This window comes from Rugamonas sp. (assembly GCF_025354735.1).
In the GTDB taxonomy this organism is placed as follows: domain Bacteria; phylum Pseudomonadota; class Gammaproteobacteria; order Burkholderiales; family Burkholderiaceae_D; genus Rugamonas.
The window spans coordinates 1-20,585 of sequence record NZ_JANXMI010000310.1 but is presented as its reverse complement, the minus strand read 5'-3'; the positions used below and the strand labels follow the sequence as shown (position 1 = coordinate 20,585).

Sequence of the window (20,585 nt, the reverse complement as noted above, 5' to 3'; positions counted from 1 at the left end):
TGGAAGACCGGCTCGACATCGGCTACAACGACAATTATTTGAACGAGCTCGACACGCTGTACCGGCGCTCGCACCTGATAAACTGGTCGATCGGCCTGTCGACGGCCTGCGGGTTGCTGATCTGCCTGGTCATCGCCCTGCTGTTCTTCGGCGATATCTTCAACGCCGCGCTGGACCGCTATATCGCCGGCCTGTTCGTGGTGGCGATGCTGAGCCTGATCGGCAGCTTCGTCTACCTGATGCGTGAAATATTGATCGCCTCCTCCGCCATGCGCTCGCACCGCCACACGCGCCGCACCGTTAAATAACACCGTGTCCGGCGCAGCGTCGCCGGACTGAACTGAAGAACCGAGTACCGCCATGCACGATTACCAACGCCCTCCCACCCTGCACCGCTACGGCGTGCGCGAAGACTTGCACCTGTCGCTGACCGAGGGCCAGTTCATCCTGTTCCCGGCGTCGAACTGTCTGACGCTGAGCTTTTCCCAAGCGTGGGACCGCAAGCTGTTCGAGCTGTTCACGGCCGACAGCTGCCTCGTCATCCATAACTCCGAGGAATTCGGCGAGCGCCTGCACCGCGCCGTGCAGCGCACGCTGCCGAGCTGGGCCGGCATCGATGGCGCGGTCGAATACGGCGTGCGCGCCGCCCTGGGCGCCGCCTTCACCAAGACCGCCGCCGAAGCCGACGAGCGCGAGTGGCAGTTCGCGTGGCGCGCCATGCAGAGCAAGCTCAGTCTGAATCCGGTGCTGGTCAAGATCGGCAGCCTGGAGCAGTTCGCCGAACTGCGCGACCGCGATACCTACCTGGCCTAGCGGCCCGGTGCCGCCGGCCTACTGCTCGCGCTTGCTATCTAGCCGCGCCAGCACCGAGCCCATCATGCGCTCGATGTCGCCGCGTATCAGCTTCGCGCCCAGCAGCCCCGGCACGTAAAAGTTCGGCACCATGCGGCCGCTGTAGACGACGCGCGTGCCGCCCGTCTCCGGCACCAGGAACAGTTCCCAGTGCGATTCGTAATGCTTCATGTCGCCCGACACGAGCGCGATGTCGATCGACGACATCGGCTGCTCGGTGGCGCGCACCACCAGGTGGATGGAGCGCGACATGAACAGGAAGCGCGCCGTGCCCATTTGCTCGATGATGACTTCATTGCCATTGCGCGACAGCACCCGGCACGAACTGAGGTCGGGCACGAATTCATTCATGTGCTCATAGTCGGTCAAGATGCGCCACACGGTGGCCGGCGGCGCGTTGACGGTGCCGCTGGAATCGACTTCGTACATATGCAGCGCGTCGAGTTCGACCCGATTGACCGACACCTCCAGCTTGGGCAATTCCAGCTTGGGCGCTTGCGCCTGCGCCGGGATGCGGGCGCTGACGCAGATCAACATGAACAGAAAAAGTCGCTTCATCGTCCCAGCGTATGGGAAATGGGGACAGAACACAAGAGTGCTCCAACACGGTTACAAAAATCTGCCTGGCATCACATGCAAGATGCATGCAATGGCATGCTTGCCCCGCCTCAGATTAGTACCCCGGGTCTAGAGATTTAGGTTGTAATGCGGGCATCGCGTACGCCACCGTTTCCCACCACCTATGACCAACCAGACCCCAGGCTACCCGCACTTGCTGGCGCCGCTAGACCTCGGCTTCACGACGCTGCGCAACCGCGTCATCATGGGGTCGATGCACACCGGCCTCGAAGACCGCTTCTACAACTACGGCAAGCTGGCCGCCTTTTACCGCGAACGCGCGCGCGGCGGCGTGGGCTTGATCGTCACCGGCGGCATTTCGCCGAACCGCTCCGGCTGGCTGCTGCCCTTCGGCGGCACGCTCAATTTCGCCGGCGACGTGTTCAATCACCGCCGCGTCACCGGCGCCGTGCACGAAGAGGGCGGCAAGATCCTGATGCAGATCCTGCACGCGGGCCGCTACGGCTATCAACCGCTGGTGGTGTCGGCGTCGGCGAAGAAATCGCCGATCTCGCCGTTCAAGCCGCGCGCGCTGACCGCGGCCGGCATCGAGGCGACCATACGCGACTACGCGCGCTGCGCCACCCTGGCGAAACAGGCCGGCTACGACGGCATCGAAGTGATGGGCAGCGAAGGCTATCTGCTGAACCAGTTCCTGTGCGCGCGCACCAATCTGCGCACCGACCGCTGGGGCGGCACGATAGAGAACCGCATGCGCCTGCCGGTCGACATCGTCACGCGCATCCGCGCCGCCGTCGGCCCCGACTTCATCATCATGTACCGCCATTCGCTGCTCGACCTGGTCGACGGCGGCAACACCTGGGACGACGTGGTCGCCGTCGCCCAGGCCTTGCAGCGGGCCGGCGTCAACATCCTCAACACCGGCTACGGCTGGCACGAGGCGCGCGTGCCCACCATCGTCACGTCGGTGCCGCGCGGCGCCTTCGCCAGCGTGGCCGGCAGGCTGCGGCGCGAAGTGACGATACCGGTGGTCGCCTCGAACCGCATCAACATGCCGCACGAGGCCGAGGACATCCTGGCCCGCGGCGACGCCGACATGGTGTCGATGGCGCGGCCCTTCCTGGCCGACGCGCATTTCGTGGCCAAGGCCGCCGCCGGCCGCGCCGACGAAATCAACACCTGCATCGGCTGCAACCAGGCCTGCCTCGACCACACCTTCTCGAACCAGCGCGCCAGCTGCCTGGTCAACCCGCGCGCCTGCCACGAGACGGAACTGGTGTACGCCATCAGCGCCCGGCCGCGCCGCGTGGCGGTGGTCGGCGCCGGGCCGGCCGGGCTGTCGGCCGCCACTGTCGCCGCCGAATGCGGCCACGATGTCACGCTGTTCGACTCCAGCGACAGCGTCGGCGGCCAGTTCAAGATCGCCATGCAGATCCCGGGCAAGGAGGAATTCGCCGAAACCATACGCTACTTCCGCCGCAAGATCGACCTGGTGGGCGTGAAGCTGAAACTGGGCGTGCGCGTGACGCGCGAGCAACTGCTGGCCGAAGGCTATGACGACGTGGCGATCGCCACCGGCATCAAGGTGCGCCGTCCGCCGATACCGGGCATCGACCATCGTTCCGTGCTGTCGTATATCGACGTGCTGCAAAACAAGGCGCCGGTGGGCCGGCGTGTCGCCATCATCGGCGCCGGCGGCATCGGCTTCGACGTCGGCGAATTCCTGCTGCACGACCCGCGCCACGCGCTGCCGCTGGCGCTGGAGACCTGGACCGCCGAGTGGGGCGTCGACTTGAAGGCGCGCGGCGGCGGCGGCCTGGTGCCGGCCCAGGCGCCGCAGCCGGTGCGCCAGCTCTATCTTTTGCAGCGCAAGACCTCGAAGCTGGGCGCGGGCCTGGGCAAGACCTCGGGCTGGGTGCACCGCGCCACGCTGGCGCGCAACGGCGTGGTGATGATGGCCGGCGTCCAGTACGACAGCATCGACGACCAGGGCCTGCACATCACGGTGGGCGGCGAGCGGCGCCTGCTGGCGGTCGACAACATCATCGTCTGCGCCGGCCAGGACAGCCTGACCGAGTTGATGCCGGCCGGGGAACCGGCCAACGGCGGCCCGCGCTTCCACAAGATAGGCGGCGCCGCGCTGGCGGCGGAACTCGACGCCAAGCGCGCCATCAAGGAAGGCGCGCAATGGGCGGTGGGTTTGTAATCGTATAAACGATATAAATTATATAAACGATATAAACTATTTATTCGACAAGCCGACTTGTCCTCACCTGACGGGCCGCTGTTCGCGGCTATGCCAGACGCGCGTAACGAGCACGTCGCCATTGTTCAATATGAAGTAGCGCAGAACGTAGGCATAGCGGCCGAATTTGGCTGGCCATTCCCGGAATTCGCCGCAGGGGGAGCCCATATGTGGATGGGCGGCGATCTTGTTCGCTGCGGCGACGATCGCCCGGGCGCCACGGCGCGCGGCGGAAGGACTGCGCTGGGCGAGGAAGTCATGCAGCCGGCCGACATCTTCCAGCGCATCGGGATGCCAGATCAGCGCGGGCACGGACTCCGCTTCCCGGCCGCCAGCTCGGCCAGCCAGGCGTCGGCGCGTTGCTGCGATACGCCGGGCGTGCCGGCGAGGTAGGATTGCAGCCGGACGCGGTCGGTTTCGAGGGCCAGCGCTTCCGAGCAGATCGCTGTCAGATAGTCATCGAGCGATACACCCTTGCGTTCGGCCGCGGATTGCACGGCGGCCTCCAGTTCATCCGATAACGTTACCGTAATCATGTCCGGCTCCTACAGTTTGCGCACCACCACGCAGCCTATCGAGTAGCCGGCGCCGAACGAGCAGATCACGCCCAGCTGGCCGGCGGCCATGTCGTCCGAGTATTTGTGGAAGGCGATGACGGAGCCGGCCGACGAGGTGTTGGCGTAGGTGTCCAGAATCACCGGCGCCTCGTGCGGCTCGGCGTCGCGGCCCAGCACCATGCGGCTGATGAGCAGATTCATGTTCAGGTTGGCCTGGTGCAGCCAGTAGCGGCTCACCTGCGGCACCTCCAGGCCGGCGCCGGCGATGGTGGCTTTAATCATCTCGGCCGCCATCGGGCAGACGTCTTTGAACACCTTGCGGCCCTGCTGGCGGAACAGCTTGTCCGGCTGGCCGACGCCGGCGTCGTCGAAGCGGTTCAGGAAGCCGAAGTTGTTGCGGATATTGTTGGAGAAGCTGGTCTTGAGCTTGGTCTCGATGATTTCCCAGCGGTGCGCGCCCCTGGCCGTGTCGGCCGCTTCGATGACGATGGCGGTGCAGGCGTCGCCGAAGATGAAGTGGCTGTCGCGGTCGCGCCAGTTCAGGTGGCCGCTGGTGATCTCCGGGTTCAGCACCAGCACCGCGCGCGCCTGGCCGCTCTGGACGGCGGCCACCGCCTGCTGGATGCCGAAGGTGGCGGAGGAGCAGGCCACGTTCATGTCGAAGCCGTAGCCGTCGATGCCGAGCGCGCCCTGCACCTCGACCGCCATCGCAGGATAGCCGCGCTGCATGTTCGAGCAGGCCACCAGCACCATGTCGATATCGGCCGGGGTGCGGCCGGCGCGGTCGAGCGCCTGGTGGGCGGCGGCGACGCAGATTTCCGCTTGCAGCGACAATTCGTCGTCGGCGCGCTCGGCGATGCGCGACACCATGCGCGCCGGATCGAGGATGCCGGCCTTTTCCATCACGTAGCGCGACTTGATGCCGGACGCTTTTTCGATGAACGCGACGCTCGACAGGTCGATCGCGGCGACGCCGCCGGCCGCGATGGCGGCGGCGTTGTCGGCGTTGAACCGCTCGGCGTAGGCGTTGAAACAGACGACCAGTTCTTCGTTGGAGATCGATTGCAATGGCGTGTAGAGGCCGGTTCCGCTGATGACGGCTGGTTTCATGGCTAAACTTTCAATAAGGTGGGGGCGTGCGCCGCTCGTGGGCAAATTCTACACAATGCTGGCGCGCGGGGCGCAATTTCTGTTTGCGGCGCCGGCGCAGTCGCCGGCTTGCAGACCCGCGGGCAAGGCTGCGGAGCAAACCAGCAGGCCCCGTTTCGCCATCCGCTCCGCCACCGCGCAAAGCAAAACGGCGCCACCGGTCGGAGGCGCCGTCGACGGCCGCACATCGGCGTGCCACATCAGCCTATTTCTTGGCCGCGACCTTTTTATCGGCCACCGGCGCCGGCGCGGTGACCGCTTCGGCGTCGTCGGCCTGCACCAGCTTCGATTCGCCCTTGGCCACTTGCACCGGCAAGCCCTTCAGGTGATTGAGCGCCTGCGCCAGCTGGAAATCATCGCCGCTGCCGTATTCGAGCGGCTTGCGGTTTTTTTCCATCGCCACCACGCGCAACTGGTCTTCCAGCTCGTCGTGGTTGCTCTTGGCGCCTTCCTGCGAACGGTCGTTGCTGAGGTGCTTGTCCAGATCGGCTTCGCGCGTGCGCAGGCTGTTTAAGCCGTCGCCGTCGGCGTTTTCATCAACCGTCAGGTCGGGCGTGACGCCCTTGGCTTGGATCGAGCGGCCGTTCGGCGTGTAGTAGCGCGCCGTCGTCAGCTTGACGGCGGTGTCGGCCGTCAGCTGGCGTATGGTCTGCACCGAGCCTTTGCCGAAGGTTTGCGTGCCGATGATCTCGGCGCGTTTGTAGTCCTGCAAGGCGCCGGCGACGATTTCCGAGGCCGAGGCCGATCCGGTGTTGACCAGCACCACCATCGGCACCGATTTGACCGCCTCCGGCAGCTTGGCCAGCGCATCGCCGTCGCCGCGCAGCGCGTAGTATTCGGCGCGGCCGTAATACGTCACCTTGGAGTCCGGCAGCTGGCCGTTGGTCGAGACGATGGCCGCGTCCTTCGGCAAAAAGGCGGCGGCGACGCCGATGGCGCCTTGCAGCACGCCGCCCGGATCGTTGCGCAGGTCGAGGATCAAACCCTTGATGTTGGGGTCTTGCTTGTACAGCTCGGCGATCTTGGTGGCCAGGTCGTCCAGCGTCGGCTCCTGGAACTGCGCCACGCGCAGCCAGGCGTAGCCCGGCTCGACCAGCTTGCCCTTGACGCTCTTCTGGTGGATTTCCTCGCGCTCGATATTGAACACCAGCGGCGCCGCCTCGCCCTTGCGCAGCACGGTGATGCTCACTTTGCTGTGCGGCTCGCCGCGCATGCGCTTGACGGAGTCGTCCAGGCTCATGCCCTTGACGGGCACGTTGTCGAGCCGCGTGATGAGGTCGCCCGCCTTGATGCCGGCGCGGTAGGCCGGCGAATCCTCGATCGGCGCGACGATTTTGATGTAGCCGTCGTCGCTCTGGCCGATTTCGATGCCGAGGCCGACGAACTTGCCCTGCGAACCTTCGCGCAATTCGGCGTAGGCTTTCTTGTCGAGATAGGCGGAATGGGGGTCGAGCGAGGCCACCATGCCGGAAATGGCTTCCGTCAGCAGCTTTTTGTCGTCGACCGGTTCGACGTAATCGGTTTTGATGAGGCCGTAGACGTCGGCCAGCTGGCGCAACTGTTCCAGCGGCAGCGTCGGCTCGGCCGGTTTTTGCGCCATGGCGGAAAATTGCAGGGAAACGGCGATGCCGGCGACCACGCCCAGGCTGACCAGCCCGGTATTCTTGAGTTTCTTGCCCATGTTTCACCTGTCGATGCGAGTCATACAATAGCCGCCGCGACACCGAAAACCGGTAACGAAACGTGCTGTAATTCAGTATAAACTGATTCCAGGCAAGCGTTGCGAGGGCTTTGTATCTGCGCCGGCCTGACGACTGTTTTACCACAGCGACCCCGGCGCCGCATTGCGCTTTGTATGGCGGTGTATCGTCTGGCCCGACGACAGTAAGCAATTGTAAGTTTTTCAATGGAGGCCGAAATCGCGACCTATAGTGAATTGTATTTCTCTCTACCCTGAAGTGGTTTTTTGCCTGCGCTTACCCGCAGGCTTTTTTTTGCCTCTGGAGCGCCAATGCCCTTATTGCCCTTGCTTTTCCCCGCCGCCCGCATCCGCCGTCTGGGCGCGGCCCTGATTCTGACCACTTCCATGCTGCCCGCGATGGCGCTGCCCGTGATGGAGCTGCACCTGGAAGACTTGCTGCCGATGGCGCCCGACTTCAAGAAGGAGCTCAACCTGAACGCCAACCAGGCGACGCTGTGGCAACAGACCGAGAACCGCAGCCGGCAAGTGATGCGCGAGCGTCTGTCGCGGCGCCAGAAGTTGCAGGATGCGGTGGCCGGCGCGCTGACGGCCAAGCAGGTCGAGCTACGCGACCTGGTCGGCGCCGTCGACGCCGAAACGGCCGCCAGCGCCGGCGAGGAAAAGCAGATGCGCGAATGGTGGCTGACCGTCAACGATGCCCTCGATGAAAGCCAGCGCCGGAAAGTGGCGGAATTCCTCGGCGAGCAGCTGATGCGCGTGGCCGACGCCGGCAACCGTCCGTCCGCGCGCGACAAGGACGATGCGCCGGCCAAGACGGGCGGCCACCACCGTGGTGGCGGCGCCGGTGGGGCAGGCGGCGGTAATGGCAACGGTGGCGGCAACGGCAACAACGGCGGCAGCGTCACCATTCCGGGCATGTAAGCGCTCACCCCAAAGGCCCCCCTTGGGTCGGCCCGTTGGTCGGCCCGGTGTCGATCCTCCGGGCCGCGTGTTGCTGTTTGTGTATCCTAAAGTAAAAAACGGCGCCCGCGTGGCGCCGCCTGTATTTTCGGCGGCTAGAATGCATGCGCGCCCATCTTGGCGGCGCGCCGCGCCAGTATTTATGCGGCTTGCCACTCTTTGATGACGCTATGAGCAAACTGAATTCCTTCGCCTGCCTGGCCCTGCTGGGCGCGACCGCCGGCCTGGCGTCCGCCCAGACCACGCCGGCCGACCCCGCCGACATCGGCCCGACCTTGACATCGGCCCAGCCCCAGGATGCCGCGCCCGCCGCCCCGACGGACGACAGCACGCCGGTCAAGGGCAAGGCGCCGCGCGGCAAATCCGCCGCCGGCCGCGCGCCCTCGACGGCCGCATCGGGCAAGGACGGCAAGGTGGTGCCCGAAATCACCGTCAACGGCAGCCGCCTGGACGATATGGAGGAGCGCCGCCGCTCCGTCGCCGGCAAGCAGATCTACGGCCGCGAAGAACTCGACCGCAACGGCGACACCAACCTCGGCGACGTGCTCAAGCGCCTGCCCGGCGTGTCGATAGGCGGCCGGCCCGGACGCGGCGGCGATATCCGCATGCGCGGCCTCGGCAGCGGCTACACGCAGATCCTGCTCAACGGCGAGCGGCCGCCGGCCGGTTTTTCGCTCGACCAGCTGTCGCCGGACCAGGTCGAGCGCGTCGAAATCATGCACGGCCCGGTGGCCGAATACAGCACCCGCGCCATCGCCGGCACCATCAACATCGTTCTGCGCGACGGCTACCAACAAAAAGACATCCAGGTCAAACTCAGCGATTCGGTCGAGCAGGGCCAAAACGCGCCCAATGTGTCGGTGGTGGTGCCGGGCAAGAGCGGCGGCCTGACCTATATCCTGACGGCCACCGTGTCCGAAAACCGCCAGCACGACAGCGGCGTCACGCACAACCTGAACACCGAGCCGGACGGCGTCGCCGTCAAGGATGAAACCGTCGACGACGAAACCCACCGCCTCAGCAAGTCGCTGCACGTGACGCCGCGCCTGTCCTACAAGTTCGACGGCGGCGACCAGCTCAACTTCCAGCCCTTCCTGATGGCCAGCCGCAGCAACAGCGGCGTCGACACGGCGCTGACGCAGGGGCCGTTGGTGCCGCCCGAGCTGCTGCTGCCGCCGGAATATTATTTCGCCGACAGCAACGCCCATTCCAGCAGCACGTTCGCGCGCGGCTTCGGCAACTGGGTCCATAAGATGGAGGGCGCGTCCAAGCTCGACGTCAAGTTCGGCTTGGGCAGCGGCCACAGCAGCAGCGACTCCGTGCGCTACCAGTACGACCAGGCCGGCAAGCTGAGCGACCGCCTGACCGACGACAGCGCCATCCGCGACCGCAGCGCCAACACCGGCGGCAAATACACGACGCCCATCGGCAAGGACCACGCCTTCGCGGCCGGCTGGGACGCCGAGGTCAGCCACCGCACCGAGACGCAGACCTCGCTCAACCTGGCCGGCCAGTCGCAGTTCGCCGGCTCCGGCGACGACCTGACGGCCGAGACCCGGCGCGCCGCCCTGTTCGCGCAGGACGAGTGGGACGTCACGCCGCAGTGGTCGGTGTATCTGGGGGCGCGCTGGGAAGGCATACGCACCACCAGCACCCTGCCGACCGGCGAGGTGGACAACACCAGCAGCGTGTTCAGCCCGCTGTTCCACACCCTGTATAAAATTCCCGGCCACGACAAGGATCAGGTGCGCATGAGCCTGACGCGCAGCTACAAGTCGGCCAATGTGCAAGACTTGCTGGCGCTGACGACGCTGTCGCGCCTGAACACGGCGGCCGCGCCCGACCGCACCGGCAATCCCTACCTCAAGCCCGAGCTGGCCACCGGCCTGGACGCGGCCTATGAACATTATCTGGGCCGCGCCGGCATCCTCAGCGTCAGCGGTTTCACCCGCGATATCAGCGACCTGATCCGCCGCGAACTGTCGCTGCAACAGACCGTCACCGGGCCGCGCTGGGTGTCGACGCCGAGCAATATCGGCAAGGCGCGCACCAGCGGCGTCGAGCTGGAGGCCAAGTTCCAGCTGGTCGAGCTGATCGCGGACGCGCCGGCGATCGATTTTCGCTCCAACTACAGCCGCTACTGGTCGAACGTGGACGGCATCCCCGGCCCCAACAACCGGCTCGACGCGCAACCGAAGCAGAGCGCCAACGTCGGCTTCGACTACCGCATGAAGGCGGTGCCGTTCACGCTGGGCGCCAGCTTCAACTGGACGCCGGAAACGCTGATCCAGTCCAGCGCCACGCAGATCGTGGACACCGGCCGCAAGCGCCAGTACGACGCCTACGGCTTGTGGAAGTTCAACAAGAACACGCAGCTGCGCGTATCGTCCAGCAACCTGATGGCGCGCGACGCGCTGGGCAGCAACCTGGTCACGGCCGGCGGGCTGAACGAGCTGGCCACGACCGGCTTCCACACCTACACGGTGTGGACCGTGAAACTGGAAACGAAGTTTTGATGGCGCGCCGGCACCCCATGCTACATTTGCGGACACCTTCGCCGCCTTTTGCTACCATGACCGACAAGGACTTTCCGTGAAACGATATGTGATGAGCACCGTGACCCTGAGCCTGCTGACCGCCTTCGCCGGCGCCGCCGAACCCGCACCCGCTGCCGCCCCCGTGTCCGGCATCGACGTCCAGCACATCGACGCGTCCGTGCGTCCGCAGGACGATTTCTTCAGCTACCTCAACGGCCAGTGGCTGAAGAACACCGACATCCCGGCCGACAAGTCGAGCTGGGGCGCGTTCGCCCAGCTGCGCGACGAAACGCTGCCGCAGCTGCGTGCCATCATCGAGACGGCGCAGCGGGACGGCGCCAAGAAATCCGGCAGCGACGCCCAAAAAATCGCCGACCTCTACACCAGCTATATGGACCAGGCGCACGTGAACGCGCTCGGCATCCGACCGCTGGCCGGCGAACTGAACCGTATCCACGCGATCAAGAACAAAAAGGCGCTGCCGGCGCTTATTTCGCACCTGAGCGCGCTCGGCGTGACGACGCCCTACGCGGTCCACGTCGGCCAGGACGAGCGCGCGTCGACCCGGTACGCGGCCTCGATTTCGCAAAGCGGCCTGGGCTTGCCGGACCGCGACTACTACCTGAAAAAAGACGACGCCAAGCTGGCCGCCACGCTCGTCAAATACCAGGCCCACATCGAACAGACGCTGGCGCTGGCCGGCAACAAGGACGCCGCCGCGTCCGCCCGCGCCATCGTCGCGCTGGAAACCGCGCTGGCCGAGGTGCAGTGGACCAAGGTCGAGAACCGCGACCCGGTCAAGCGCTACAACAAGGTCGACATCGCCAAGCTGGCCGAGCTGGCGCCCGACTTCGACTGGAAGAACGCGCTGGCCACGGCCGGCGTCGCCAGCAAGACCGACTACGTCATCGTACAGCAGCCCAGCTACCTGAAGGGCTTCAACGCCATCGTGGAGCAGACCGACCTGCCGACCTGGAAAGCGTATTTCGAATGGCAGTTGCTGCGCGCGGCCTCGCCCTATCTGTCGGACGCCTACGCCGACGCCGATTTCGCCTTCTACGGCGGCGTCGTCACCGGCGTCACCGAAATGCCGCCGCGCTGGAAACGCGGCGTCGGCGCCGTCGAGCGCGCGCTGGGCGAGAACCTGGGCAAGCTCTACGTGGCCCAATACTTCCCGGCCGAGCGCAAGGCGCGCATGGAGGCGCTGGTGCGCAACCTGCTGGCCTCGTATCAAACCAGCATAGACGGGCTGGACTGGATGAGCCCGGAAACCAAGCGCGAGGCGCAGGCCAAGCTGGCCAAATTCTCGACCAAGATCGCCTATCCGAACAAGTGGCGCGACTACGCGGCGCTGGCGGTGCTGCCGAACGACTTGATGGGCAATATGCTGCGCGCCGCGCACTTCGAGCACGAGCGCATGGTCAACAAGCTGGGCCGCCCCATCGACCGCGAGGAGTGGGGCATGACGCCGCAGACCGTCAACGCCTATTACAGTTCGACGATGAACGAAATCGTGTTCCCGGCCGCGATCTTGCAGCCGCCGTTCTTCGACGCCGGCGCCGACGACGCCGTCAACTATGGCGCCATCGGCGCCGTCATCGGCCATGAAATCAGCCACGGCTTCGACGACAAGGGCAGCCAGTCCGATGGCGACGGCAACCTGCGCGACTGGTGGAGCGCGCAAGACCGCGCCAACTTCAAGGCCAAGACCGACGCCCTGTCGCGCCAGTACGACGGCTACAGCCCCATCCAGGGCTACCACGTCAACGGCGCGCTGACGCTGGGCGAAAACATCGCCGACAATTCCGGCCTGGCCATCGCCTACCAGGCCTACCACCTGTCGCTGCACGGCCGGCAGGCGCCGGTGATCGACGGCCTGAGCGGCGACCAGCGCTTCTACCTCGGCTTCGCCCAGGTGTGGCGCAGCAAAACGCGCGAGGCGCAGCAGATCGTCTACCTGAAAACCGACCCGCACTCGCCCGGCCAGTTCCGCGCCAACGGCACCGTCGTCAACCAGCCCGGCTGGTACGAAGCCTTCGGCGTCAAGCCGGGCGACCGCATGTATGTGGCGCCGGAGCAGCGCGTCATCATCTGGTAGCGGCGCGGGGCGCCGGAAAGCTGTCGCTGCGGGGCGCCACTGTGATAAAGTCGAAAACGGACCAAAAGTCCTGGGTGACGGTTACGTTATGAATCACGTTATAAATACATTGGGGATTTCTGTGAAACGATATTTGCTTAGTGCTTTAACTTTGAGTTTGTTGACGGCCTATGCCACCGCGGCCACCGCGGCCGCGCCTGCCGCCGCCGCCGTTGCGACCACCACCGCGCCCGCCGCCGGCGCCACCCGCGTCTCCGGCATCGACGTGCAATACATCGATCCGGCCGTGCGCGTCCAGGACGATGTGTTCACCCACCTGAACGGCAAGTGGCTGGCCACGACCGAAATCCCGGCCGACAAAGCGAGCTGGGGCACCTTCGCCAAGCTGCGCGACGACATCCAGCCGGAACTGCGCTCCATCATCGAAACGGCGGCCAACACGCCGAACAAGACGGCCGGCACCGACGCCGCCCGCATCGGCGACTTCTACAGCAGCTTCATGGACGAAGCCAAGGTCGAACAGCTGGGCCTGACCCCGCTGAACGGCGAGCTGGCCAGGGTGGCCGCGCTGAGCGACAAGAAAGACATCCCGGCCCTGATCGCCCACTTCGACATCGTCGGCTTCAACGCGCCCATCGGCTTCGCCGTCCACCAGGACAACAAGGATTCGACCAAGTACGTGGCCGACATCCAGCAAGCCGGCCTGGGCTTGCCGGACCGCGACTACTACCTGAAAAAAGACGACGCCAAGATGGTCGACACGGTCGCCAAGTACGAGCTGCACGTCGCCAAGATGTTGACGCTGGCCGGCAACGGCAACGGCGCGGCCGACGCCAGGGCCATCGTCGCGCTGGAAACGGCGCTGGCGCAGATCCAGTGGAGCAAGGTCGAGCTGCGCGATCCCATCAAGGGTTACAACAAGGTCGAACTGGCCAAGCTGAGCGGCCTGGCCGCCGGCTTCGACTGGGCCACCTGGCTCAAGGACACCGGCATCGCCGGCAAGGTCAACTACGTCATCGTCGGCCAGCCGAGCTTCCTCAAGGGCTTCAACGAGGTGCTCGCCAGCACGCCGCTCGCCACCTGGAAGGCGTACTTCCAGTGGCAGGCCATCCACTCGGCCGCGCCCTACCTGTCGAAAGCCTACGTCGATGAAAACTTCGCCTTCTACGGCACCGTGCTGAGCGGCGTGACCGAGATGCGTCCGCGCTGGAAGCGCGGCGTTTCCGTCACCGAAGGCGCGATGGGCGAATCGGTCGGCAAGCTCTACGTCGAGCAGTATTTCCCGGCCGACCGCAAGGCGCGCATGGAACAACTGGTGCGCAACCTGCTGGCCACCTACAAGACCAGCATCGACAAGCTCGACTGGATGAGCCCGGTCACCAAGAAGCAGGCGCAAGCCAAGCTGGCCAAGTTCACCACCAAGATCGGCTATCCCGACAAATGGCGCGACTACTCCAAGCTGGTGGTGTCCAAGGACGACCTGGTCGGCAACGTGCTGCGCTCGAACCAGTTCGACTATGAAAAAGAGTTGAACAAGCTGGGCCAGCCGATCGACCGCGCCGAGTGGGGCATGACGCCGCAAACCGTCAACGCCCAGTACAACCCCGAGCTCAACGAAATCCTGTTCCCGGCCTCGATCCTGCGTCCGCCGTTCTTCGACGCCAACGCCGACGACGCCGTCAACTACGGCGCCATCGGCGCCGTCATCGGCCACGAAATCAGCCACGGCTTCGACGACCAGGGCGCCCAGTACGACGGCGACGGCAATCTGCGCGACTGGTGGACCAAGTCCGACCACAAGAACTTCGCGGCCAAGACCAAGATGCTGGTCGACCAGTACAACCAGTTCAGCCCGCTGCCCGGCTATCACGTCAACGGCGAGCTGACCCTGGGCGAGAACATCGCCGACAATTCCGGCGTCGCCATCGCGTACAAGGCCTACCACCTGTCGCTGCACGGCAAGCCGGCGCCGGTGATCGACGGCCTGACCGGCGACCAGCGCTTCTACATGGGCTTCGCGCAAGTATGGCGCATGAAGATGCGCGAAGCGCAGCAGATCGTCCAGATCAAGACCGATCCGCACTCGCCGGGCCAGTTCCGCACCAACGGCACGCTGCGCAACCAGCCGGGCTACTACAGCGCCTTCGACGTCAAGCCGGGCGACAAGATGTACCTGCCGCCCAAGGAACGCGTCATCATGTGGTAAGGCATTGCTAAGCCATCAAGGCTGACACCATGGAAGGGACTGCCGCGGCAGTCCTTTTTTTCGCCCGGCGGCGGCCGTTAGACCGCGCCGGCTGCGGTCCAAGCGCTCGATCAGGGGCGAAATTTCTTTCGCATTTTTTGATAGAAAATGCGCCAATTGTCGGCGTTACTAAAATGCAAACCAACGCCCAGTTCTTTCAAATTATCGTGTCCGGGGAAAAATGTCGTGTCGTAAGCATGGTCACGGGTGCCCAGCACCCAATGCGTGGCCTCATGCAGCATGATACCGGACAGTGTGCTATCCGGAAGGCAAAACGCCTTGGGCGCGATGCGGATCAGGCCGCCGGGAAATGACGCTCCGTCGACCGTGGCGTGACCCATACCCAGCCACAAAAGAGTGCCACCGGCCTCTTTTGGGTTTTCCCAACCCGAATAAGACCAATGGGCGCGCATGGCCGGATTTTTGAAGAAATCATATAATTGCGTCACACTGGTTTTGACCGAATCGTCGACGCCTGGCCTCAGATACTTGTCTATCTGCCGGCGCAGGTAGACATTGTTGTCGTCGTTGTGGTTCTTATCGAGTGTCGTAAGGATGTGCTTCAGGTCCGCCGTTATCTCCGCGTATAGGCGATTAAAGCGTGCGACATCGGGTCTGTGTGCTTGCAAGCCCGACGCAATGCCAACAGGTATTGCGCCCAGAATCAAGGCTGGCAAGGCTAATACTCCACCAACGAGTCCGCTTACGACACTTCTTCCGACGGTTGTTTTGGTCACGATGCGTTCCAGTTCGTTCAATCAGCTTGATGACTATGTGTCACCCGGTGTGCTTCTGTTGCGAAGCGCGATGCCTATCTTTGGAAATAACAGCTTTCAAATCACAACTAATTTTTAGTTCGCCGGACCGTCATCGCCAGCGGATGGCCGAAAAAAACCGTTCGAAATCGAACGGTTTTTTGATGGCGGCGCCGACTGTGTCGACGCGCTGGCAAGGCCGGTTATTTTGCCGGCGCGGCCGGTGCCGGTGCCGGTGCCGATGCGGTTGCTGATGCCGCCGTGGGCGCCGAAGCGGCTGCCGCTGGCGCCGCCGGCACGGCTGGTTCGGCGAAGGTGGCGCCGGCCTTGTTCGTCATGTAGACGAGGGCGCGGCCGACTTCGACATCGTCGAGGTCGGCGTTGCCGCCCTTGGCCGGCATGCCGCGTATGCCCTCGACGGCGTGTTTGAGCAGCGTCGCATAACCCTGGGCGATGCGCGGACCCCAGGCGCCGGCGTCGCCGAACTTCGGCGCGCCGATGGCGCCGGTGGCGTGGCAGGCCGAGCAGACGGCGGTGTAGACCGCTTCGCCGGTCTGGAACACTTTCGGCGCGTTGGCGTCCTTCAGGGTAAAGCCTTCATCGGCGACGGGGCGGACACGGGCGACGACTTCTTCGGGCGTTTGGCTGGTCGAACCCTGGCTGGGCACGCGCTCCATCGTCACGAACTGGACCAGCAAGATGATGCCGATGACGGTGACGCCAAAAAAGCCGATGACGGCGGCAACCAGTTGTTTCGGCGTTCTGATGGCGGATTCGTGTTCGTTATGTGCGTCGCTCATGATTTCCTTAGACAATATTCGAAGCTGGAAGGGGTACGAAATCGTATTGGTAGGCTAACAAGCAAACCGGTGCCAAACGGGCGATTATAGACTCAAAAAACGCGGCTTGGAATCCAAATCATGAGCAATACGACACTTTCCATGGACGGCGGAACAGAAAAACGGTATCCTTCGTGTCACTTCAAGTTGTCCTCCCTACGCGGCTGTAGCTCAATGGATAGAGTATTGGCCTCCGAAGCCAAGGGTTGTGGGTTCGATCCCCGCCAGCCGCACCAAAAATCTCCTTGCTTGTCCAGCCTGCTGAGACCGGAAGCATATTGGTGCGTCTAACGCAAAGATATGCTTCCCAGACAAAGTGCAAAGATAAGCTTCAAAGACTATGCAAACGCCAGGCAATCAAGGCCTTGGTCGGCTAGTTGAACCATGCCAGCTTGCCTAACGGTTAAAGCAGAACTCTCACCAGCGTCAGCGTGCTATCTGCAGAGCCCCCACTGTATTGATGAATCCCACACCGTTGAAGGGGAAAAGCCGCTGGGATGAAGATTTGGATTTCTCTTGAAATGCGCATCAGCAATACGAATCTGTATCTTGTCCCCGGCGAGGTTCTCAACGTATCCGACGTAGATGATATCCCGGCCAGGCTCCTGGCAAACAAGTGCCCCCACCTTTCGTATAAAAATTTGGTCCCGCTTGCGCTGCTCCATGACAGCGATCCCTGCATCGGCGGCGGCCGTCAGTTCTTGACGTCGGACGGTCTCCAACTCCTGATCGCTAACGAATTCGTGATGGGCGATCGGATGCAATGATCCCTGGACAAGTTTCTGGAACCGGTCCAGTACGACGATATTCTGTTCGGATCCTCGAAGAACATATGCCAAGCCGGGCTTCGCGTCGAATATATAGGTGTCCGAGATGCAATTCTGTGCGCCGCCTGCATAGCAGACATACACCTGAATCATACGCCTTCCTGGCAGCACATTGACGCCCGGGCGTGTCTTTACCCCCGGCAGTATGTCCGGGCCCTCGATAGTCATCTGTTGTGCCACCCCCTTTGATTTACCGTCAATCTCGGTGACCGCAGCGCCGTTCCCATATAGATCTTGGGGAGTAAGCAACGCGAGATTCTTGAGTTGCTCATGTGAAATGGGAGGCGTGGTACATCCCAACATGGCGAGCCCAAGGCCCACTATCAAACACCTAATCGTAACGGTGGAACAACGCATTGAGTGTTTCCATTCATGACAGGAATATGCAAAATATATGGTTTAACCACATATTGTGATGTTACCAGAATTCACTATTGATACCACCATTCTTGTGGTCTTTCAACATGGAATGTGGAATATGGTCACTGCTCGGCAGGAAGGAAAGTTTGCCCAAAGAATCGGAAAGGCGTTGGCTAAGCAGCGTGTGGCGAAAAAATTGACACAGGAACAGCTAGCAGCGCAGTTGGGGGTGGAGCAAGAAACTATTTCGCGGTTCGAACGTGGGGTCACGTTGCCGCCATTGCTTCGACTCATCGATCTGGCGGAAATTTTTGGGGTTCCGCTCGACGCGCTTGTACGTGCTGGTTCGGCTCGTTCAATGGACCAAGCAGTTGATCTGGCGGCGTCATTAAATTCGCTAAGCGAAGATGATCGGGTGTGGGTACATGACTGGGTGACCGAAATGTGCGCAAAACTGGCCATCCGTGACCGGCAGTAAGTTCAAGTTGACTCAGTAAGTATAAAGTGCTGCGGATCGAGCAGGTGAGGAGGCCGTCGATCCGGTACTGTCTGCATACTAGATCAACTCATTTTTTTTGTCCGTGTGGTGCAAAAAATGGCAAAAACAATACCCTTTTTTCATCATTGAATGCAGCTCTAATTTCAGGACGTGAAAGAAAAATACTATGTCGGAATAATATTTTTTGTACAGCCCTCCTTGTGATTTTTATTTTTTTCTCAAAAAGCTCCCTCACAACTTCTCTAGTAATATTTTCGGCATTATTTCTTTTTCGTTGAGCCTCTCGACTTAAATGTTGACGATAAAATCTACTAATTTCTAGACATGGCTCGGGATGCCAATATTTCAGCCATGAATATTTGTAACCAAGTCGCTCAGCGATTGTTTTTGTCGGAATGGTCGATTCTCCTGAAGCAATTATTGAAAGAAGAGCGCTCCTGATTTCTTTATGTGTAGTTTCAGTTACGGCATATTTTTTAACGGTATGTTGAAATGAAAAAATTTCGCCTTTAGAAAAAAATGCGTTGGTTAAATTGCCTTTTAAGAATTGTACTGGAGTGGTTCCTAATCTTTGTGTCATTCGCATAAATAGAGGCAGGGATGGGCGTTTTCCGTCAAGCCATTGCTTAATGGAAGATTGCCTGAAGCCTATCGATCGTTCATAATGAGTTACGACACCATTAAATTCGGTTTCAATGACATATTTTAAACGAGATAGAAAATTCTCAAAGGTGGCTAGATTTGAATAGGGTGGATGAGAAATCATTTCACCAACAGCCTCTCGTTGAAAAATTTCAAAATCATCGATTGGTGCAGCTTCCGACGAGCCTGAACAGCCATATTTCTCGTCTCCGAGCCAGTGACCACAATGAGAACAATGATCGAGAAAAGTATGTCTTGGAACAAAGGGCTGATGCTTACCACAATGTGAACATTTGTCACTAAGAATATTGCCATGTTTAGTACAGCTATTAACAGAATACGCAAACCATAAGAGGGGAAGATAGGCTTCTAGGTTATTTTTTCGCCACTCTTCGATGCAATTAGAGCACCAATGAGGATGGGAATGGAGAATTCCCATACCTTTTTTAGCAATAATATTGGACCACGGTAAGAAAGAGCAGTTGATTAAATTATCTTGTAGCGTTAGCTCTTCCAGGCGGCGGGAAACTTCACTTGCATATTTTCCACCACCGTTCATCGTGCGCAAATCAAACGAAACAAAGCCTCCAGTTGGGCGTAGCTGCTTCAATGCTGTATTTTGGAGAATTTCAAGATTTAATAATTGCTTCGGGTCACATGTATGGATACGAGCTAATCTAATGATTAGGCCACTCAGGGATTCTTGAAACGGCGTACCTTGGCCAAATGGTTTTAATGATGCAAGTCTGCTACGTGGCGGGAGGGCATCATCAATACCGTCCCAAAGATTGTAATTTTGACTCATGCGTCCTCCCTCCCAACAGGGTCACGTGAGGGATTTCGCCGCCCAGGTGTTGTTTTACGAGGACGATCTTTTTTTTCTTCATTCTTCGGTATTGACGACCGTTTAGATTGAGAGGTTAAGGTTGGTGTGGAACTAAATCCCATCTCTTCAGCTAAAATCGATGTAGAAATATCTTGCATTTTTTCTTCACCAAGTCTTATTTCTCTAAGCATTTTTAATAGATGTTTTTTTGGCATTTGAGTAGAAATAAGAACAGCTTTGGTGAGAATTTGCGTTGGCATTAGCAGAGCCGCTTCCACGGCTCGGATAAGCCAATCTTTCAAATTCCCAACGCATCCCAGTGACATTAGCAAAAAATATTCATAGTTATTTACCAACCCCTTTTCTACCGGCACTGGCATCGCATCAAAAAATGATGCAACTACGTCTTTGAATGCATTGCCATATTTATTGCCAGTGACAAGTTCGCTCTGATGATAACGTTCGAAATGAACAATCCGTGTCCGCCTTATCAACTGGCCATTAAAATCCTCAATTTTTAGAAGATCATATGCACCGCACATGAGGATACGGCACTTGATTTCGTTTACGAGTGATTTGACTAGCTCAAATTGCAATAAATAGTTATTTGATGTCGATGCCGAAAAAAGACTCGATGCTTCATCTAGAATCATAAGCTTTGCATGTCGAGCCTTTACACAATTACGTACTGCGCGCCTTAACTCGGGCCCAACCAGACTTGATAGATTGGTGATTATTTCACCGCCCAGCTCAGCATGTATTCGAGAGATAATTGTTCGTTTGCGCGCTGAATTGACCCACTCCGTTTGACCCTCCCTCCATTGCCTGGCGAACGCCGCCACGCGATCGTAAGACCCCCCGAATCCCAATTCCAATAGATCCTCGTGGAGCTGTTTAAGGCTGCGCCGCTGCT

Annotated in this window: 18 protein-coding genes and 1 tRNA gene; 9 read left to right on the top strand and 10 right to left on the bottom strand. The window is 60.9% G+C overall.

Features of this window, described 5'->3' with window-relative positions:
* A partial coding sequence (locus tag Q0S71_RS25550) for a DUF2721 domain-containing protein (RefSeq protein ID WP_296001978.1) occupies window positions 1–308 on the top strand: 308 nt, incomplete at its 5' end.
* A 52-nt stretch (window positions 309–360) separates the two neighbouring features.
* Window positions 361–813 (top strand): hypothetical protein, encoded by a 453-nt coding sequence (locus Q0S71_RS25545; protein WP_296001975.1) that lies wholly within the window; start codon window positions 361–363, stop codon window positions 811–813.
* An 18-nt stretch (window positions 814–831) separates the two neighbouring features.
* Here Q0S71_RS25545 and Q0S71_RS25540 read toward each other — a convergent pair whose 3' ends face one another.
* On the bottom strand, window positions 832–1,410 hold the full coding sequence (locus tag Q0S71_RS25540; protein WP_296001972.1) for an SRPBCC family protein: 579 nt from the start codon (window positions 1,408–1,410) through the stop codon (window positions 832–834).
* 184 nt (window positions 1,411–1,594) lie between these two features.
* Here Q0S71_RS25540 and Q0S71_RS25535 point away from each other — a divergent pair, with 184 nt between their 5' ends.
* Window positions 1,595–3,637 (top strand): NADPH-dependent 2,4-dienoyl-CoA reductase, encoded by a 2,043-nt coding sequence (locus Q0S71_RS25535; protein ID WP_296001969.1) that lies wholly within the window; start codon window positions 1,595–1,597, stop codon window positions 3,635–3,637.
* A gap of 63 nt (window positions 3,638–3,700) precedes the next feature.
* Here Q0S71_RS25535 and Q0S71_RS25530 read toward each other — a convergent pair whose 3' ends face one another.
* The 4 genes from Q0S71_RS25530 to Q0S71_RS25515 form a co-directional block, all read right to left on the bottom strand.
* The gene (locus tag Q0S71_RS25530) at window positions 3,701–3,988 is read right to left on the bottom strand and encodes a type II toxin-antitoxin system RelE/ParE family toxin (RefSeq protein ID WP_296001966.1); all 288 of its coding nucleotides are present in this window, start codon (window positions 3,986–3,988) and stop codon (window positions 3,701–3,703) included.
* On the bottom strand, window positions 3,976–4,212 hold the full coding sequence (locus tag Q0S71_RS25525) for a hypothetical protein (protein WP_296001963.1): 237 nt from the start codon (window positions 4,210–4,212) through the stop codon (window positions 3,976–3,978). Before Q0S71_RS25525 ends, Q0S71_RS25530 begins: the two co-directional genes overlap by 13 nt.
* A gap of 9 nt (window positions 4,213–4,221) precedes the next feature.
* The gene (locus tag Q0S71_RS25520; protein ID WP_296001961.1) at window positions 4,222–5,343 is read right to left on the bottom strand and encodes a beta-ketoacyl-ACP synthase III; all 1,122 of its coding nucleotides are present in this window, start codon (window positions 5,341–5,343) and stop codon (window positions 4,222–4,224) included.
* 244 nt (window positions 5,344–5,587) lie between these two features.
* A complete protein-coding gene (locus tag Q0S71_RS25515) occupies window positions 5,588–7,063 on the bottom strand; it encodes a S41 family peptidase (protein ID WP_296001959.1) in 1,476 nt (491 codons plus the stop codon).
* Between the two features lie 330 nt (window positions 7,064–7,393).
* On the opposite strand from Q0S71_RS25515, the gene Q0S71_RS25510 reads away from it, so the two are divergent.
* The 4 genes from Q0S71_RS25510 (at window position 7,394) to Q0S71_RS25495 (ending at window position 14,885) form a co-directional block, all read left to right on the top strand.
* Complete coding sequence (locus Q0S71_RS25510) at window positions 7,394–8,005, top strand: hypothetical protein (protein WP_296001956.1); 612 nt, start codon at window positions 7,394–7,396, stop codon at window positions 8,003–8,005.
* A gap of 209 nt (window positions 8,006–8,214) precedes the next feature.
* Entirely contained in the window at window positions 8,215–10,560 is a 2,346-nt protein-coding gene (locus tag Q0S71_RS25505) for a TonB-dependent receptor (protein ID WP_296001953.1), read from the top strand.
* A 91-nt stretch (window positions 10,561–10,651) separates the two neighbouring features.
* Window positions 10,652–12,679, top strand: coding sequence for a M13 family metallopeptidase (locus Q0S71_RS25500; protein WP_296001952.1), 2,028 nt, complete (start codon window positions 10,652–10,654; stop codon window positions 12,677–12,679).
* Window positions 12,680–12,800: 121 nt separating this feature from the next.
* A complete protein-coding gene (locus Q0S71_RS25495; RefSeq protein WP_296001948.1) occupies window positions 12,801–14,885 on the top strand; it encodes a M13-type metalloendopeptidase in 2,085 nt (694 codons plus the stop codon).
* A gap of 110 nt (window positions 14,886–14,995) precedes the next feature.
* Here Q0S71_RS25495 and Q0S71_RS25490 read toward each other — a convergent pair whose 3' ends face one another.
* Window positions 14,996–15,682: a hypothetical protein gene (locus Q0S71_RS25490; RefSeq protein WP_296001947.1), complete on the bottom strand. Its 687-nt coding sequence runs from the start codon at window positions 15,680–15,682 to the stop codon at window positions 14,996–14,998.
* Between the two features lie 200 nt (window positions 15,683–15,882).
* Window positions 15,883–16,479, bottom strand: coding sequence for a c-type cytochrome (locus tag Q0S71_RS25485; protein WP_296001944.1), 597 nt, complete (start codon window positions 16,477–16,479; stop codon window positions 15,883–15,885).
* A gap of 199 nt (window positions 16,480–16,678) precedes the next feature.
* On the opposite strand from Q0S71_RS25485, the gene Q0S71_RS25480 reads away from it, so the two are divergent.
* Window positions 16,679–16,754, top strand: a tRNA-Arg gene (locus tag Q0S71_RS25480).
* A gap of 198 nt (window positions 16,755–16,952) precedes the next feature.
* Here Q0S71_RS25480 and Q0S71_RS25475 read toward each other — a convergent pair.
* Window positions 16,953–17,702: a hypothetical protein gene (locus tag Q0S71_RS25475; RefSeq protein WP_296001942.1), complete on the bottom strand. Its 750-nt coding sequence runs from the start codon at window positions 17,700–17,702 to the stop codon at window positions 16,953–16,955.
* A gap of 58 nt (window positions 17,703–17,760) precedes the next feature.
* Between Q0S71_RS25475 and Q0S71_RS25470 the strand changes: the two genes are divergently transcribed.
* On the top strand, window positions 17,761–18,183 hold the full coding sequence (locus tag Q0S71_RS25470; RefSeq protein ID WP_296001940.1) for a helix-turn-helix transcriptional regulator: 423 nt from the start codon (window positions 17,761–17,763) through the stop codon (window positions 18,181–18,183).
* Between the two features lie 88 nt (window positions 18,184–18,271).
* On the opposite strand, the gene Q0S71_RS25465 is transcribed toward Q0S71_RS25470, so the two are convergent.
* Together Q0S71_RS25465 and Q0S71_RS25460 are read right to left on the bottom strand one after the other, a co-directional pair.
* Window positions 18,272–19,651 carry a TniQ family protein gene (locus Q0S71_RS25465; RefSeq protein WP_296001938.1) on the bottom strand — a complete coding sequence of 460 codons (1,380 nt, stop codon included), beginning with the start codon at window positions 19,649–19,651 and terminating at the stop codon, window positions 18,272–18,274.
* Window positions 19,648–20,325: a hypothetical protein gene (locus tag Q0S71_RS25460; RefSeq protein ID WP_296001982.1), complete on the bottom strand. Its 678-nt coding sequence runs from the start codon at window positions 20,323–20,325 to the stop codon at window positions 19,648–19,650. The genes Q0S71_RS25465 and Q0S71_RS25460 overlap by 4 nt, the downstream gene beginning before the upstream one ends.
* Between the last annotated feature and the right edge of the window lie 260 nt (window positions 20,326–20,585).

What these genes read in the sequence shown, in the direction of transcription:
- Q0S71_RS25545 (WP_296001975.1), top strand. Translation starts at nt 361, where the DNA reads ATGCACGATTACCAACGCCCTCCCACCCTGCACCGCTACGGCGTGCGC.
- Q0S71_RS25540 (WP_296001972.1), bottom strand. Translation starts at nt 1,410, where the DNA reads ATGAAGCGACTTTTTCTGTTCATGTTGATCTGCGTCAGCGCCCGCATC.
- Q0S71_RS25535 (WP_296001969.1), top strand. Translation starts at nt 1,595, where the DNA reads ATGACCAACCAGACCCCAGGCTACCCGCACTTGCTGGCGCCGCTAGAC.
- Q0S71_RS25525 (WP_296001963.1), bottom strand. Translation starts at nt 4,212, where the DNA reads ATGATTACGGTAACGTTATCGGATGAACTGGAGGCCGCCGTGCAATCC.
- Q0S71_RS25520 (WP_296001961.1), bottom strand. Translation starts at nt 5,343, where the DNA reads ATGAAACCAGCCGTCATCAGCGGAACCGGCCTCTACACGCCATTGCAA.
- Q0S71_RS25515 (WP_296001959.1), bottom strand. Translation starts at nt 7,063, where the DNA reads ATGGGCAAGAAACTCAAGAATACCGGGCTGGTCAGCCTGGGCGTGGTC.
- Q0S71_RS25510 (WP_296001956.1), top strand. Translation starts at nt 7,394, where the DNA reads ATGCCCTTATTGCCCTTGCTTTTCCCCGCCGCCCGCATCCGCCGTCTG.
- Q0S71_RS25505 (WP_296001953.1), top strand. Translation starts at nt 8,215, where the DNA reads ATGAGCAAACTGAATTCCTTCGCCTGCCTGGCCCTGCTGGGCGCGACC.
- Q0S71_RS25500 (WP_296001952.1), top strand. Translation starts at nt 10,652, where the DNA reads ATGAGCACCGTGACCCTGAGCCTGCTGACCGCCTTCGCCGGCGCCGCC.
- Q0S71_RS25485 (WP_296001944.1), bottom strand. Translation starts at nt 16,479, where the DNA reads ATGAGCGACGCACATAACGAACACGAATCCGCCATCAGAACGCCGAAA.
- Q0S71_RS25475 (WP_296001942.1), bottom strand. Translation starts at nt 17,702, where the DNA reads ATGCGTTGTTCCACCGTTACGATTAGGTGTTTGATAGTGGGCCTTGGG.
- Q0S71_RS25470 (WP_296001940.1), top strand. Translation starts at nt 17,761, where the DNA reads ATGTTACCAGAATTCACTATTGATACCACCATTCTTGTGGTCTTTCAA.
- Q0S71_RS25465 (WP_296001938.1), bottom strand. Translation starts at nt 19,651, where the DNA reads ATGAGTCAAAATTACAATCTTTGGGACGGTATTGATGATGCCCTCCCG.
- Q0S71_RS25460 (WP_296001982.1), bottom strand. Translation starts at nt 20,325, where the DNA reads ATGATTCTAGATGAAGCATCGAGTCTTTTTTCGGCATCGACATCAAAT.